This window comes from Xanthomonas cannabis pv. cannabis (genome assembly GCF_000802365.1).
Taxonomy (GTDB): domain Bacteria; phylum Pseudomonadota; class Gammaproteobacteria; order Xanthomonadales; family Xanthomonadaceae; genus Xanthomonas; species Xanthomonas cannabis.
Window position 1 is genome coordinate 13946 of sequence record NZ_JSZE01000095.1, and the last position, 15745, is coordinate 29690.

At 63.8% G+C, this 15745-nt stretch carries 11 protein-coding genes; 4 read left to right on the forward strand and 7 right to left on the reverse strand.

The window, feature by feature from the left end:
- Positions 1–322: 322 nt before the first annotated feature.
- The 4 genes from glgB to OZ10_RS23235 form a co-directional block, all read right to left on the reverse strand.
- Positions 323–2506, reverse strand: a complete 2184-nt coding sequence (gene glgB / locus OZ10_RS15385) for a 1,4-alpha-glucan branching protein GlgB (RefSeq protein WP_039407012.1) — start codon at positions 2504–2506, stop codon at positions 323–325.
- 11 nt (positions 2507–2517) lie between these two features.
- Positions 2518–5868, reverse strand: coding sequence for a maltose alpha-D-glucosyltransferase (gene treS, locus OZ10_RS15390; RefSeq protein WP_039407011.1), 3351 nt, complete (start codon positions 5866–5868; stop codon positions 2518–2520).
- Positions 5865–8981, reverse strand: coding sequence for a maltotransferase domain-containing protein (locus OZ10_RS15395; protein ID WP_039407009.1), 3117 nt, complete (start codon positions 8979–8981; stop codon positions 5865–5867). Before OZ10_RS15395 ends, treS begins: the two co-directional genes overlap by 4 nt.
- Before the next feature lie 541 nt (positions 8982–9522).
- Positions 9523–9879 (reverse strand): DUF6959 family protein, encoded by a 357-nt coding sequence (locus OZ10_RS23235; RefSeq protein ID WP_414428503.1) that lies wholly within the window; start codon positions 9877–9879, stop codon positions 9523–9525.
- Positions 9880–10136: 257 nt separating this feature from the next.
- On the opposite strand from OZ10_RS23235, the gene OZ10_RS21525 reads away from it, so the two are divergent.
- Positions 10137–10436 carry a hypothetical protein gene (locus OZ10_RS21525; protein WP_081419577.1) on the forward strand — a complete coding sequence of 100 codons (300 nt, stop codon included), beginning with the start codon at positions 10137–10139 and terminating at the stop codon, positions 10434–10436.
- A 76-nt stretch (positions 10437–10512) separates the two neighbouring features.
- Here the strand turns inward: OZ10_RS21525 and OZ10_RS15405 are convergent, their stop codons facing one another.
- Complete coding sequence (locus OZ10_RS15405; protein ID WP_236726986.1) at positions 10513–11106, reverse strand: DUF4142 domain-containing protein; 594 nt, start codon at positions 11104–11106, stop codon at positions 10513–10515.
- Positions 11107–11400: 294 nt separating this feature from the next.
- Here OZ10_RS15405 and OZ10_RS15410 point away from each other — a divergent pair, with 294 nt between their 5' ends.
- From OZ10_RS15410 to OZ10_RS15420, 3 genes are all read left to right on the forward strand, one after another.
- Positions 11401–12069: a hypothetical protein gene (locus tag OZ10_RS15410; protein ID WP_039407001.1), complete on the forward strand. Its 669-nt coding sequence runs from the start codon at positions 11401–11403 to the stop codon at positions 12067–12069.
- Positions 12070–12608: 539 nt separating this feature from the next.
- Positions 12609–13097, forward strand: coding sequence for a MarR family winged helix-turn-helix transcriptional regulator (locus OZ10_RS15415; RefSeq protein ID WP_039407147.1), 489 nt, complete (start codon positions 12609–12611; stop codon positions 13095–13097).
- 7 nt (positions 13098–13104) lie between these two features.
- Positions 13105–13962 carry an SDR family oxidoreductase gene (locus OZ10_RS15420; RefSeq protein ID WP_039565752.1) on the forward strand — a complete coding sequence of 286 codons (858 nt, stop codon included), beginning with the start codon at positions 13105–13107 and terminating at the stop codon, positions 13960–13962.
- Positions 13963–14282: 320 nt separating this feature from the next.
- On the opposite strand, the gene OZ10_RS15425 is transcribed toward OZ10_RS15420, so the two are convergent.
- Positions 14283–14792, reverse strand: a complete 510-nt coding sequence (locus OZ10_RS15425; RefSeq protein WP_202903023.1) for a hypothetical protein — start codon at positions 14790–14792, stop codon at positions 14283–14285.
- 386 nt (positions 14793–15178) lie between these two features.
- Positions 15179–15625, reverse strand: a complete 447-nt coding sequence (locus OZ10_RS22280) for a hypothetical protein (protein WP_139051340.1) — start codon at positions 15623–15625, stop codon at positions 15179–15181.
- Between the last annotated feature and the right edge of the window lie 120 nt (positions 15626–15745).

Sequence of the window (15745 nt, forward strand, 5' to 3'; positions counted from 1 at the left end):
TGCGTCCTCGCTTGCGGCGACACCAGCGTCCACACACCTGCTTGCGCACGGCCATCCACGCCCAAAACGCAGCGGACAGCCGCAAGCAGCGAAAAAACAATCACAGCGATCAAAACGCCCACGCACACCACTCCCGCAAGAGGATCGACGGAAGGCATGGCGGCGGCTGTGCCCGGCAGCCCTCCCCGGGCTGCCTGAGAAAGCTGGCAATCCTGCAGCGCGGCCCGGTGGGCATGCGCGGCAGGGTGTCAGCCACTCTATGGCGCGCAATCTAACAGGTGGCACACCACCGGACCAGCTGTCCGGCGGTGTGCGTGGCGCATCAGCCGTGCGGCGTCAGCACGATGGCGCCAAGCGGCGGCAACAGCAACGGCAGTGACTGCGCATGGCCATGCATGGACTGCTGCTCTGCCGTCACGATGCCGCCATTGCCCAGGTTCGCACCGCCGTAGATGCCGGCGTCGCTGTTGAACACCTCACGCCACTGGCCGCCTTGTGGCACGCCGATGCGGTAGCCGTGCTGCACCACCGGGGTGAAGTTGATGACCACCAGGACCGGCGCATCGCCGCGTTTGCCCTTGCGCAGGAACGCCAGCACGCTGTTGGCAGCATCGTCGCCCACCACCCAGGCGAACCCGGCCGGGTCGTCGTCGTGCGCATGCAGTGCGGGATATTCCGCGTACAACCGGTTGAGATCGCGCACCAGGGTCTGCACCCCGCGGTGGCGCGGGTCGTCGAGCAGGTGCCACGGAATGCTGGCGTCGTGGTTCCACTCGGTGGGTTGGCCGAACTCGCAGCCCATGAACAGCAACTTGCGCCCCGGGTGCGTGAACATATAGCCCAGGTACGCACGCAGGTTGGCAAAGCGCTGCCACTCGTCACCCGGCATGCGGCCCAGCAACGAGCCCTTGCCGTGCACCACCTCATCGTGCGAGATCGGCAGCACGAAGCGCTCCGAATATGCATAGACCATGCTGAAGGTCAGCTCGCCATGGTGGTAGCGGCGATAGATCGGGTCCAGGCCGGCGTAATGCAAGGTGTCGTGCATCCAGCCCATGTTCCACTTGTAGTGGAAACCCAGGCCACCGTGCGCCACATCGGCGGTGACACCGGGGAATGCAGTGGATTCTTCGGCAATCATCACCGCGCCCGGGGTGTGCTCGCGCACCACTTCGTTGAGCCGGCGCAGGAAGGCGATGGTTTCGTAGTTCTCGCGCCCGCCATGGATGTTGGGCACCCACTCGCCGGCATTGCGGCTGTAATCGCGGTACAGCATCGAGGCCACCGCATCCACGCGCAGCCCGTCCACGTGGTAACGCTGCAAGAACTCCAGCGCGCTGGCGATCAGGAACCCGGACACCTCGCGGCGGCCGTGGTTGTAGATCAGCGTATTCCAGTCGCGGTGGAAGCCTTCGCGCGGGTCGGCGTGTTCGTACAGCGCGGTGCCGTCGAAATGCGCCAGGCCATGCGCGTCGGTGGGAAAGTGCGCCGGCACCCAGTCCACCAGCACGCCGATGCCTTCGCGGTGGCAACGGTCGACGAAGCGGGCAAAGCCGTCCGGCGAGCCGAAACGCGCAGTCGGTGCAAACAGGCCCAGCGGTTGATAGCCCCACGAGCCGCCGAACGGATGCTCGGTCACCGGCATCAATTCGACATGGGTGAAGCCCATGTCGGCCACGTACGGAATCAAGCGGTCGGCCAGGCCGTCCCAGTCCAGGTCCACGCCTTCTTCGCGCAGCCAGGAACCGGCATGGATCTCGTAGATGCTCATCGGTGCGTCGTGCGCCTGGCGGCGCGCACGCGTGGCCATCCAGCCGTCGTCGCTCCACTGGAACGGCGCCGGGTCGGCCACGATCGAGGCGGTGCCGGGCGCCAGTTCCGCACGCCGCGCCACCGGGTCGGCCTTGGCCGGCAATTCGTGCCCGTGCGGGCCACGCAGCTGGTACTTGTAGTGCGCACCGGGCCCAACGTCGGGCACGAACAGCTCCCACACGCCGGACTGATGCCGCAGCCGCATCGGGTGACGGCGCGCATCCCAGCTATTGAAGTCGCCCACCACCGCCACTCGCGAGGCATTGGGCGCCCACACCGCAAAGCGCGTGCCGCGTACGCCATCCACCTCGACCACGTTGGCGCCCAATGCGTCGGCCAGCTGCAGATGGTGGCCTTCGCTGATCAGGTGCAGGTCGAAGTCGGTGAGCTGCGGGCCGAATGCGTAAGGATCGGCCGTTTCCTGCTCGCCGCCGGGCCAGCCGATACGCAGCCGGTAACTGCCCTGCGCCGGCAGGTCGCCGGCAAACAGGCCCGGCTCCGGGCCGGGCTCCAGGGCGATCGTCTGGCCGTCGTCGAGCACGGCGCTCACCTGGTTGGCGCCCGGCAGATAGGTGCGCAACACGCGCCCGGTGTCGGTCGGATGCGCGCCCAACACCGCAAAGGCGTCGCCATGGCGTGATTCGGCCAGCGCGCGTATCACGCCGGGGTCCCATCGATTGGTCACTGCTGTCATTACTCCATTCATCATGTGTCTCCTGCACCGGCGCGTGCACGTTGCAGGATGCGTCGCAAGCCTTCGATCGGCACCATCAACCAACCCGGGCGATTGGCCGCTTCGTAACGCACCTCGTAGCAGGCCTTCTCCACCAGGAACAGCAAGGTGGCCGCGTTGAACGCCGCCGGCGCAATCCACGGGTGGGCGCTGGCGTCGAGCACGGCATGGTAAGCGTCCAGGAAGGCTTGTGTGGAGCGGCGGCGGAATTGCACCAGGAATTCGTCCAGATGCGTGTCCACACCGACGCCTGCGCGCGCGGCCGTGCCTTCTTCGCCACGTGCCGAGACTTCGCTGGCGTAATCGAGCGAGCGCAGGAAGCCGGCCACATCGCGTAGCGGGCTGGCCTTGGCGCGGCGTTCGGCCAGCGGCTTGGCCGGCTCGCCTTCGAAGTCGATCAACACCACATCGTCAAAGGCCACCAGGATCTGGCCCAGGTGGAAGTCGCCATGCACGCGGGTCAGCAGCGAATCGGCCAGCACGCTGGGTGCCTTGGCCAACAGGCTGTCCAGTTGCGGGCGTTGCGCCAGCACCGCTTCCAGCGCCTCGCGTTCGGTGGCGTCGTCGGTGCCTGCCAGCCGCGTATTGACCGTGTCCCACATCTCTTCCACCTGTCGCGCCACACCGGCCACCACATCGTTGGCGGCGGGCAGGTCGATACGCTGCGGGGCGAAGTCGGCATCGTCGCTGGCACGCGACAAGGCTTCATGCAGCTCGGCCAGGCGCTTGCCGACCACCGCGGCAAAGGCGTCGTACCCGGCAATGGCTTCGGCACGTGCTTCGTCGGTCTGCGCAGTGGCGTACTCGTCGAAGCTGCGCGCCAGGTGATCCAGTGTCCAGCGCCAGGCATCGCCCTGGTTGCGGATGAAGCCCTGCAACAAGGCAATAGTGGTGACGGTGCCCTGTGCGTCGATCCGGCTGACGCTGCCCAGCAACGGCGCGGCGTTGGCGTAGCCCATCTCGGTCAGGCGGCGGCCGATCTCGATCTCCGGGTTCGCCCCGTCGGCCACATGCCGCAGCAGCTTGAACACCGCCTTGTCGGCCACCACCAGCGAGCTGTTGCTCTGTTCGGCCGACAGCCAGCGGATGTCCGGGTCGGCGGGGATCTCCAGCCTGGCCAGTGCCGGCGTCGCTTCGAAGCGCACCTGGCCCTGCTGCGCGGCATCGTCGCCATCGCGTACGTCCAGCACCGCATTGCTGCGCAGCGCATCGATCACGCCGCGCACCATCGGCTTGAGGGCGAACGCATCGGTGAGATAGCCCACCTCGCGGCCCTGGCGCACCCGCGCCAATGCCAGCTGCTCGGCGAGCGTGCTGGGGTGGTCGCGCTCCCACACGATGCCGATCGGCAGCATGTAGCGCTCGTGGCGGCCATCTTCCAGCTCTGCGTCGAGTTCCAGCAGGCTCATCGGCTCATCGCCCGGCAACGGTGTGCGGCGCGAGATGCGCACGTTCTTCAACGCCTGATCCTTGGCCGAGAACCAGCGCCGCGCCGACAACCAGGCCGGCAGGATCTCGCCTTCCAGGGTGGCCAGATGCGGGAGCAAGGCATTGCTCTCATCGGTGTCGCTGCGCAGCACCAGCGTGCGGTAGTCCGGCAACGGCACCGGGCTGGGCACATGCCAGTCCGGCAAGGTGCCTTCGCTGACCAGCTGGAACGCGTAGAAACCGAACGGCGGCACCGTGAGCAGGTAGGTCAGCCGGCCGATCGGCGGGAAGCTGCCGCCGCCGATGATGTCCACCGGCACGCGGCCTTCGAACTCGGACAGGTCCAGCTCCACTGCCTGCAGCGTGTGCGACAGGTTGGCCACGCACAGCACGGTCTCGTCCTGATAGCAGCGCAGGTAGGCCAGCATGCGGCGGTTACCCGGGTACAGGAAGCGCAGGCTGCCGCGCCCGAAGGCCTGGTAGCGCTTGCGCACGCTGAGCACGCGGCGGGTCCAGGTCAGCAGCGAATGCTGGTCGCGGATCTGCGCTTCCACATTGACGGCCTGGAAGCCGTACAGCGGGTCCATCACCGGCGGCAGTACCAGCTGCGCGGGATCGGCGCGCGAGAAGCCACCATTGCGGTCGATCGACCACTGCATCGGCGTGCGCACGCCATCGCGGTCGCCCAGATGGATGTTGTCGCCCATGCCGATCTCGTCGCCGTAATACAGCACCGGCGTGCCGGGCATGGTCAGCAGCAACGAGGTCATCAACTCGATGCGGCGGCGGTCGCGCTCCAGCAGCGGCGCCAGGCGGCGGCGGATGCCCAGATTGATGCGCGCACGGCGGTCGGCGGCATAGGTCTGCCACAGATAGTCGCGCTCCGAATCGGTGACCATTTCCAGCGTCAACTCGTCATGGTTGCGCAGGAAGATCGCCCACTGGCAGCTCTCCGGAATCTCCGGGGTCTGCCGCATGATGTCGGTGATGGGGAAGCGGTCTTCGCGCGCGATCGCCATGTACATGCGCGGCATCAGCGGGAAGTGGAACGCCATATGGCATTCGTCGGCGTTCTGTCCGAAATACTGCTGAGTGTCTTCCGGCCACATGTTGGCCTCGGCCAGCAGCATGCGGTCCGGGTATTCGGCATCCAGGGTGGCGCGGATCTTGCGCAGGATCGCATGGGTTTCCGGCAGGTTCTCGTTGGAGGTGCCGGAGCGCTCGATCAGGTAGGGCACCGCGTCCAGACGCAGGCCATCCACGCCGCGGTCCAGCCAGAAGCGCATCACTTCCAGCACCGCTTCCAGCACTGCGGGGTTATCGAAGTTCAGGTCCGGCTGGTGCGAATAGAACCGGTGCCAGAAGTACTGCCCGGCCACCGGGTCCCAGGTCCAGTTGGACTTTTCGGTGTCGCAGAAAATGATCCGCGTGCCTTCGTATTCCTGGTCGGTGTCCGACCACACATAGAAGTCGCGCTCCGGCGAGCCCGCCGGCGCATTGCGTGCACGCTGGAACCATGGGTGCTGGTCGGAGGTGTGGTTGATCACCAGCTCGGTGACGATGCGGATGCCACGCGCATGCGCCTGCGCCACCAGTTGCTCGAAATCCTCGATGCTGCCGTAGTCCGGATGCACCGCCATGTATTCGGCGATGTCGTAGCCGTCATCGCGGCGCGGGCTGGGGTAGAACGGCAGCAGCCAGATGGTGTCCACGCCGAGTTCGGCAATGTAGTCCAGCTTGGAAATCAGCCCCGGAAAATCGCCAATGCCATCGTCGTTGGAGTCGAAGAACGACTTGACGTGCACCTGGTAAATGATGGCGTCCTTGTACCAAAGCTGATCGGCAACTACCGACGACTGCTCGGCATCGGCTTGTAACGCTGCAACTGCATTCATGCGACCTCTCCTGCGCGGATGCGCCATAACGCGAACGGTCGCGTTGCTTCTAGACGGATGTGTTGGTATTTGCCTTGCCACTCGAACCGGTGCCCGTCCCACAAATCTTCCACCGCAACGGTGGCGTGATCGGGCAGGCCCAGCTCCCACAGCGGAATTTCGATATCCGCATCCTGCCCGGCATGCGGGTCCAGGTTGATTGCCACCAGCACCATGCTGCGGCTGCGCGACAGGTAGCCCGCATCCAGGAACTTGCCGTAGTACAGCACCTGATCGTTATGCGCTTGGTAGAAGCGGGTGCCCAGGTGCGACTGCAGCTCCGGATGCATGCGGCGCAGCTGATTGAAGCGGGTGATCTCATCGACGATGTCGCCGGGCGCACGCTCCGGCCAGGCGCGCAGCTGGAACTTCTCCGAGTCCAGATACTCTTCCTTGCCCGGCGCCAGCGGCGTGGCTTCGCACAATTCAAAGCCCTGGTACATGCCCCAGAGCCCGGACAAGGTGGTCGCCAGTGCGGCACGGATCAGATGCCCGTTGCGCCCGCTGTGTTGCAGGAACGTGGGGTTGATGTCCGGCGTGTTGACGAAGAAATGCGGGCGGAAGCATTCGCGCGGCACGCCTTCGTTCAACTCTTCCACGTACTCCTGCAGCTCGTGCTTGTGGTTGCGCCAGGTGAAGTAGGTGTAGGACTGCGAAAAGCCGCACTTGGCCAGGCGGTACATCATCTTCGGCCGGGTGAACGCCTCCGACAAAAACACCACGTCCGGGCGACGCCCGCGCACGTCGGCAATCAACCATTCCCAGAATGGGAACGGCTTGGTGTGCGGGTTGTCCACGCGGAACAGGGTGACGCCTTCGTTGACCCAGAACAGCACCGCATCGCGCAGCGTGTTCCACAGGTCCGGCACCGCGCCACTGGCGTAGAAATCGACGTTGACGATGTCCTGGTATTTCTTCGGCGGGTTCTCCGCATACGGGATCGACCCATCCGCGCGCCAGGTGAACCAGTCCTTGTGCTCCTTCAACCACGGGTGGTCGGGCGCGCACTGGATCGCGAAATCCAACGCCACCTCCAGCCCGTGCGCACGCGCCGCCTGGATCAGGCGGCGGAAGCCGTCCAGCCCGCCGAGTTCGGCATGCACCTCGGTGTGCCCGCCATCGCTGGCGCCAATCGCATACGGGCTGCCCGGCTCGCCCTCGACCGCCGTGACCGAGTTGTTGCGGCCCTTGCGGTTGTTCAACCCGATCGGATGGATCGGCGGCATGTACAGGACATCGAAGTTCATCGCGCGGATGTGTGCCAGCCGCTTGATCACATCATCGAAGGTGCCGTGCCGCTGCGGGTCGCCGCTTTGCGAGCGCGGGAACAACTCGTACCAGCTGGCAAAGTGCGCCGCGCGGCGCTCCGATTCCACCCGGTAGGTCACCGGCGTCTCGGAGCGGAACGGCTTGTCGTCGGCTGCCGCCATCGCCTGCGCGGTGTCCGGCTCCAGCACGATCGCCAGCTGCTGCAACGGCTCGCTCTGCGCGCCGATACGGGTCAGCACCGCCTGCAAACGCTCGGCCAGCGCGCCACCGCTACGCGCATGCGCTGCCTGCACCACGGCGACGGCTTCCTGCACGTCCACCGGCAGCACCGTGTTGGCCGCGCGCTTCTTTTCCAGATCCACATGCAAGGTAGCGAACACATCGCGCCAGCCTTCCACCCGGAACTCATAGGTGCCGATGCGCTCCAGCGGGAACTCCGCGCGCCAGCGGTCGTTGCCCAGTGCCCGCATCGGCGCGCTGGACCAGGTCTTGGCATCGGCCGGGCGCCACAGCACCGCCACCGCGATGCGGTCGTGCCCGTCGCAGAACGCATCGGCTTCCACGCAGATGCGGTCGCCCACCGTGCGCTTGACCGGGAAACGGCCGTTGTCCACCGACGGCGTCACCGACTCGATGCAGACCCTCGGCCAGGTGGCGGCGGTCTGCGCACGCGGGCGCATGCGCGGCACCGCCAGCACATGGCGCGCCGGCACGCTGCGATACACGCGCACCTCGCCCGGCTCCAGCGCATCGAGCGTTGCGCCGGACAAGGTACGGCCGTCTTCGGCCACCAGCGCTTCGGCATCGCCGAGCAGGCGCAACAGATCCGATGCGGGCACCGGTACCACATGCCGCGTATCGCCATTGATCAATAACAAGGAGGGCAAGCCGCCCAGTGGCTCCACTGCCACCGCGGTCAGCCCGGTGGATTCGCGCAGCAGCGGCCGCAGCCGCATGCCGGCATTGCTGGTAGGCAAACCATCGGTGGCACGGATCGACAACGGCAACGCGTCCAGATGCGCATCGTCCAGCAACCAGGCACTACCCAGGGCCAGCGCCAGCTGCCAGTGCTGCTCGGGCGCGGCAGCACGCTTGCCGTCCGGTGCATCCAGCACGGCAATCACTTGCGAGGCCAATGCACGCAGCGCGGTGTCTTCATCGAAGAACCAGCTGCCGCGTCCATCCCACCATGCCAGCGACGAGAACGCCGCATCGAACCCGGCGCCGGACAGCTGCTGCAACGCCTCCAGCCCCAAGCCGGGCGTCCACGCCGCAAACACCACTTCCGGTGCCTGCGCGTGCACGCGGGCAATCAACTCGCGCCAACGCTGCGCCGGCACCTGCTGCGGCTGCAATAGCCGGAACCCGGCCACACCCTGCCCGGCCCACTCCAGCAAGCGTGCGCTCCACCACTCCACCAGCGCAGCGCCCTCTTGTGCATAGCTGAAGCGCGCCTCGGCCACTTCCGGCGTGGCGCGCGGCAGACGCGGGTCCGGCACCGCCATACTGCGTGCGCGGAACCACTGCGGGTTATCGCGCACCACCGCGCTGGCCCCGCCCACTTCATCCAGCCGCAGATCGATCAGCAGCTTCACCCCGGCGCGATGCGCGGCCTGCGCCGCCTCACGCAACGGGCCGTGCTGCGCATCGGCAGCACCAGCCGGCTCGATGAGCCGGCCATCCGCATCACGCTCGAACGGCGCAGCCATCACCACGTAGTCGCACCCGGCCTCGCGCGCCGTCACGCAGCGCTGCTCCAGCCCGGTGGCGCTCGGGGTCGTTTCATTGAGTACACAGATCCGCATGACCGCCCCTCAGCAGGCAACGGCGCGCGAACGCACCGTAAGAATGGACGTCACGCGGCACCCGCCGCTCCATGCTGCTGCAAGCGCTCGCTGCCAACGCGCCGGCCCTCCCCCCGCTCGGACCGATGCCAGCCGCAGCGACGCATGCTGCGCCGCCGCCTGCTGCACTGATGCCCGCCCGCTCAACGCCTGGTCGACCCTGCCTACCGTGACTGCACTCATGCGCAACTCCGCAACGATTCTTGACCCATGCAGTCAAGCACCCCCCCTGCGAATTTCATGTGTCGGCCGAATTGACGAAAATCAAACAAGCCCGGCTGTGGTGAGGGCTCAGGCAGCACTGGCCAACTCCCAAGCGTTGAGGCTACAGCCTCAATCTGCTGGGAGAACAGGCATGCGGGGCCACGTCATGGTGGCACTGCTGGCCATCGCCACGGTTGCAACGGCAAAGGTCAGAGGCTGAGCCAGAGTCGCGCCGGAGAGCAGCATGCGACGCTTGAGTTAAGCCCAACTGCCAAGCGCAAGCTGCCTGGACAAATTGTCAGGCACCCGTGGGCCGGGAGAAAGGAATGTCCAGCCGATGTTCGCTAAGTACTGAGGTGTAATGGGCAAGCATACTGGGCAGCTTGCTGTGTACATCTTTTAGCTCTTCAGAAGCATTGGGGCCACCGGCTAGCGCGTCGGCGACCTGGGCACACAGCGCATGGCGTGTATCTCCTTGCAGCAAAACTCCTGGAGACTTTCGCTCAGGATAACGAAGCACAGCCATGTTAGGTCTATGGGAGTAGATCTCGACGCTTTCGATTGCACCTCTGACTCCTGAGGGCCTCTGACGTTGAGCCAAGCGTACGGCACGCCATTGTCCATGGCGCAACGGATAAACACCTGCATCATCCATTGCACGCTGTGTGACTGCGCCCCAGCGAAGCCGAGTTGCTTGAGGCAGCGGCCGCGTAAGCACAGCGCGGGGATTGTTTGCGGGTAATGGCCATCGCTGATTTCGCCGGGTGGCGGCACCGCAGCGCGTTTGACGTCATTGCAACGTTGCGATGACGCTGGTACTGAAGCAATCATGTTCAGTGGATGCGTAAGAGGAGATCGCATTGATAAGGCACCCAGCTGTGGCAACCTTCCAGATTGTAGAGATGTGAAGATATGAGCATTCAAACAAGAACCGCTAATGCATTCACCATCCGCTCTTTCCTGTCGCTCGTTGGTGGAGTGGTCTTGGTTCAAGTCGGAAGCGCGCTGGGCAAGGGCTCCTCTTATCAGATCAACTGGTACTTCATTGCCCTTTGTGCAGGCTATACATTAATTCCGATCGCCATTCTCCGGGCCATCCGGCGCCGCCCCACTTTTTCCAGGCGTCTGTATTCGATAATTCTCAACGTGCTGGCGCTGTTGGCAGTTGTGGGAGGAATCGTTTCTTCCCTGATTCCCTTTTCAGGTCCGTGAAACTCTAGAACGGCGACATTGCTCCCTCCCGCTTGCAAAGCAGGCGTGGCAGACCAGCGATCTGCCACGCCCACGCTCACATCGCCTTCTTGATGGCTTCCGCCTTCGCCAGGTGCTGCTCGACGTGCGTCTTGGTCTCGGTCAGGTGTTGCTTGACCGGCTCGGTGGACGCGGCCGTCATCATCTGCGACTCGATCAGCTGCAAGGCGTCCTTGTGCCCAGCGATCATTGCATCGATGTAGGCCGCCGCGTAGTCCTTGCCGGACTTCTGGCCCAGCGTGGACAGGTCCTGCTCGCCCTTGCTCTCCAGCTTCTTGACGTCCGGGGTTTCCGCCAGCGTCCCCAGCGCCTTGGTCTTTTCAAGGTTCTCGGTGTGCTCCTTCTCCATCATCTTCGCGTACTCGAGCACCGCGCCGGTGACCTTCTTGTCCTGCGCCTGCTTCGCTGCGGCGATCTCGTGGTTGTTCACCGCCCCGAGCAGGCCCAGGGCGATGTCGTCTCCGGAGCTCGCGCGCGCCGCGCCTTCCGGCGCCGGGCTGGCTTCACCGACAGGCGGCGTGGTCGGGGTCGCCGCGCTACCGGTCGGCGTCGGCTCGGTGGACGCGGCAGGCGCTGCGGCCTCCTTGTCGGCATCCGGCTTGCAGCCAGCGAGCGCCAGCGCCGCGACCATGGACAGGACCAACAGTGATTGTTTCATGCTCCACTCCCTTTCGATTGAAGACAGCAGCATCGCCCTCCCCAGGTGAAGAGGGCTCATACACATCCACTGGGGTAATCAGACACAAGCGTGGGCCGCGGGGCGCACCATGCACCGCACTGCACGCGGCTGCACGCGCCTGCGCACGGGCGTGGAACTGCACGTGGGCCAGCGCGGCTCTGACATGCGTGGCGTGTAGTGACACTTTCCTGCTGAAAGACGGCCCGGTTTGCCGCACACTACCGCGCCACATTTGGAGTGATTGCCATGCGTAAGGCCTGGATGCTCGCCCTGTTGGGCATTTCGCCATTGGTCCACGCCGCGCCTGCTGACGACGATGGCACGTGCCGCAACGGGTTGTTCACCAGCGCGCCGGTGGCATTCTCCCTCGGCAAGGTCGTCCCGCCGCGCCTGTACCTGCTCAAGGACACCGATGGCTGCCCGGACACGGGCGGAGCCGCATGCCAGGGGCGCGCCTACGTGGTCAAGAACGATATCGTCCTGACGGCGCAGCGCCGCAATGCCTACGTCTGCGTGCTCTATCCCAACAAGGGCGGCGGCACCGCCGGTTGGGTCGCACAGTCCAGCCTGCAGATGCAGCCAAGCACGGCCACGCCCACAGCGCAGGCGTGGAACGGCCATTGGCACGACGGCGACAACACCCTGCAGTTGACCGCCAATGGCGACGGCAGCATCACCGTCAACGGCGATGCGTACTGGCCCAGCGCCCATCCCGACCCGGAACAGACGCCGGGCGGCCCGCACATGGGTTCGGTCACCGCGCGCGGCTACCCAGACGGCAACCGCGTCGAGGTCAACGAGGACACGTGCAAGGTACGCCTGCAGTTGCTGGGCGACATGCTGCTGGTCGACGACAACCTGGAATGCGGTGGAATGAACGTGTCATTCGGTGGGGTGTATCGAAAGACGCGATAGTACAAACAGCCAGTAGCGTCGGGTAGCAACAGCTCAGCAGTAGAGCAGGCTGGTGTACCGGATGCAGCGGTATGACCACGGCGATCAGGCAGCCGGCATTACGTGACTATAAGGCGCGCCGGAAGGTTGATAATGGATTTGGCCATGCCCACGGTTTCTCCAGGGCGCGCAATGCCGCTTACGACCAGATATGGGCAACCATGCAGAACGAGCTGCAGACTTAGTCGCTCATGTATAGCTGGCAAGCGTGACGAGGTGTGAGCGAGGCATCGCATCGGCCTATGGGCATTACCCGATGATCGCGAAGAAACATTCCACGACCGTGGTGATGGTCAACTGTGTGGGCGCCGCCGACACTTTTATGGGTGCGGGCCAGTCTGCTATCTGGAGCAGTGACGGAGAACGCGTGTGCAGCACTCCCCGGCGCCGCGTTCACTTATTGCGATCCCGCGGTGTCTTACGCGCTGCTGCAGAACTGCATCACGTACCGCTCACCATTTGATTGACAACATGCTGTCAACTTGAATGGCAACAATGGCATGCAAACAGACAACGCACACGTCCGCGCGTTGGCGCTAACGGTGTTCGCAGCTAACGGCCGCTTGGTTAGCGCGGGCAACGAGCTGGTTGCCCATCTTGGGCTCACCAGTGCGTGGTGGCAGGTGCTGGCCGCGCTGCGGTACGCACCCGCCCCGCTTCCCGCCGCCTCGATCGCACGCAACATGGGCCTTTCCCGGCAGGCGGTCCAGCGCATTGTCGATGTGCTTGCCAAGCAGGGGCTGGTCGAGTTCCAGCCGAATCCACATCACCTGCGCGCCAAGCTCGTAGCGCTCACCCTGGCAGGCAGTAAAGCGGTGAACGGTGCCGAGAACGCGGTTGCGCCCGTCGACCAGGCAATTGCCGACAGGATCGGCCTCGATCGCCTCTGCGATGCCATCCGCACGCTCGAGGAGATGAGCACTGTCATCTCCGAATGGCTGGGCGACGCGTCCAGCGCTTCCAGTTCCACCGCCAAACCGCAGGAGTAACGCAGTCATGATTCTGGTGTCAGGGGCCACGGGTGGTATCGGCGGCGAGCTGTGCAGGCTTTTAAAAGAAGCAGGCACACCGTTCCGCGCAATGTGCCGCAAGCAGCAGCAGGTGGATGACCTGCAACGCGAGGGCATCGACGCCGTGCTGGGCGACTTCGACACACCCGACACCCTGCAACGCGCGATGCAGGGGTGCAGCACGCTGTTTCTCATCACCCCGCCCACACCCGGGCAGGTGGCGCAGGAGACGGCCGCAATTGATGCGGCCAAGCGCGCCGGCATCGGCCGGATCGTGAAAGTCTCGGCATCGGATTGCAACGTGCGCTCACCGGTGCCGTGGGCGAAATCGCATGCGCTCATCGACCACCACCTGCGTGCGTCCGGCATCGCGTGGACCATCCTCAAACCCACCGCATACATGCAGAACTTTCTGTGGTTCAAGGATCCGATTGCCAAGGGCGTGTTCCCGATGGCGGCCGGCCGGGGCAGCGTGTCCTGGATCGACACACGCGACATCGCGCGCGTGGCCGCGACGGTGCTGACCGAAGAAGGCCACGCAGGCGCAACCTATTTCCTCACCGGGCCGGAGACACTCGACATGCAGGCGGCAACCGCGCGCCTATCAAAGGGCATTGGCCGCAAGGTGCATTATCTCAACCTGCCCACACCCGTGTTCCGCGTGCTGATGCGTGCCACGGGCAACTCGCCCTGGATGGCCAAGGGCCTCACGGTGCAGTTCGCGGACGTGGTGGCAGGCCATCACGATATCGACCCCACCTTTGAGATCGAGCGGCTCACCGGAATGCCACCACACACGTTCGATGAGTTTATTCGCGACCACCGGGAGTCGTTTTTGGGTTAGTCGTCAGCAGGCCGGGTTAAGGGCTTTCCAGCAGGCCTGACCTGGTGCTTTTCCCATCGCTGAAAGCCCGCGGTTCCTGGTCATCCTCAGCTGTCTCGATGCGCGGGTTACGTACCAAGCCGGCGTGGTCGCCTGGCATGCAGGTTGCGATTGCAGCCAGGACATCTGCTGGCGAAGCAAGAATGATCTGGAACACCCGCATTGGACAACTCGTCCAACGCTTGATCTGCTAGCAAGATGGTCCCGACGCTTGCCATGAGTGCTAATCCCTGGGCTTAGCCGCACCGCAAAGCAATGTGGGCCTGGACGAAGTATTACGCTTACTTCTGCGCTGACGCATGGGCGGCCAGGAACTTGGCGATGCTATCAGGCTCGCGCTTGGACCCCGGGAGCCATTGCGGCTGCCACTCCGTGATGCGTGCGGCGCGTTCGTGCTGATAGACGCCGGGCTTCGGCTCATTAATGGATTCCAGCTGCCGCACAAGCACTAAAGGCGGCTCGGCCCCCTTGTGATCCCGCGAGAAGGCCAATGCCGGCTCGTATTGCGCAAACGCGGCAAAGTAATCAGCGTCTCCGGCCAGTGGTTCCGCTCCCTGCTCGGGATGAAGCCAGACCCTGTACTCAAGGACTTGGTCATAGAAGTAGCCGGCCCCAGACTTCGACTGACCTGGATAGGTTCCGACACGTGATGGCTCGGCTGCCAACGGATAGCGGCTCTGCTCTGATACGGATTGATCAACATGCGCCGTCGAAAACGGAGCCACTGAGCGAGCGCACGCCACAGCAAGAACCACGGACAATACTGCGATAAAGAAACCCGCTTGCTTCATTGTTACCAACAGTTCCTAGCCCATGAGTGAAGACGCGCCGCGCTGGTCTGGCTCGGACGAGTTGTTAGGCTCAGCCGGAGGCTCTTCGATTCCAACGGAGAGGGTGCCCCATTGACTTCCCAAGTGCCCCAACCCGTTTCAGGCCCTTTTATAAGCCTGTTTCTGCTTTTGGGGATGTATCTGAATAACTGAACCTCCCCCCCCCTTCTCTCTCGACTCCTGACAGCTACGCTTACGCGTTTGACCTGGATCATGCAACCGGCAGTGTCGTACAGCTTCTCGCGTACCTTGCCGCCGATGGTGAGGGATTTGCCAAACTTGTCGTAGGCGCGCGCCACCCCTGCAATCGTACTCAGGCTGGGGCTACGGATGTCCAGCCGAGCTATTCATTTCGATTTGCAATAATAAACTCCCTCCCCATCGGAAACCCATTCAATTCCATAAATCCAGTGAGACTTGTACGAATGCTCGAGCAAAAGCATCATCCTCTTTTTGCAAAATCGATAGCTAACTGAATAAGGTGATTTTGCAGGCACAACCTCTACCCACCCTGTTTTTAATGCTAGGCTCCTGAAATTAGCTAGTGGAGGAACCTTTCCGGGACTCAAGCGAATGTTACCTGACAGACCGCCGGCAACGCTAACTCGATCAAAAAAATTTATGGGTGTTCCTCCAAAGCTTTGCGCAAACGGTTCGATTTCAGCTTTTAGCGTACTGATTCCGGGCTTTCCAGACAAATCATTAGCTTTAGACTTCTGTGAAGACAAATAGATGCCGCAGGCTATACAAGTGCAAATGGCGGCAAAAAAGAAATAGTTCAGTATCTTTACCATCCCGACGTCCCCCCAATTTTGAGTAGCACCTCAGTTTGGAGTCCAATTCCCTACCCCAAGGAGATTGGACGTGAAGAAGCGTTTTTCCGAAGAGCAGATCATCGGCTTCCTGCGCGAAGC

Coding starts and splice junctions, on each gene's coding strand:
- glgB (WP_039407012.1), bottom strand. CDS start 2,506: ATGACAGCAGTGACCAATCGATGGGACCCCGGCGTGATACGCGCGCTG.
- treS (WP_039407011.1), bottom strand. CDS start 5,868: ATGAATGCAGTTGCAGCGTTACAAGCCGATGCCGAGCAGTCGTCGGTA.
- OZ10_RS15395 (WP_039407009.1), bottom strand. CDS start 8,981: ATGCGGATCTGTGTACTCAATGAAACGACCCCGAGCGCCACCGGGCTG.
- OZ10_RS23235 (WP_414428503.1), bottom strand. CDS start 9,879: ATGGATGATGCAGGTGTTTATCCGTTGCGCCATGGACAATGGCGTGCC.
- OZ10_RS21525 (WP_081419577.1), top strand. CDS start 10,137: ATGAGCATTCAAACAAGAACCGCTAATGCATTCACCATCCGCTCTTTC.
- OZ10_RS15405 (WP_236726986.1), bottom strand. CDS start 11,106: ATGGTCGCGGCGCTGGCGCTCGCTGGCTGCAAGCCGGATGCCGACAAG.
- OZ10_RS15410 (WP_039407001.1), top strand. CDS start 11,401: ATGCGTAAGGCCTGGATGCTCGCCCTGTTGGGCATTTCGCCATTGGTC.
- OZ10_RS15415 (WP_039407147.1), top strand. CDS start 12,609: ATGCAAACAGACAACGCACACGTCCGCGCGTTGGCGCTAACGGTGTTC.
- OZ10_RS15420 (WP_039565752.1), top strand. CDS start 13,105: ATGATTCTGGTGTCAGGGGCCACGGGTGGTATCGGCGGCGAGCTGTGC.
- OZ10_RS15425 (WP_202903023.1), bottom strand. CDS start 14,792: ATGAAGCAAGCGGGTTTCTTTATCGCAGTATTGTCCGTGGTTCTTGCT.
- OZ10_RS22280 (WP_139051340.1), bottom strand. CDS start 15,625: ATGGTAAAGATACTGAACTATTTCTTTTTTGCCGCCATTTGCACTTGT.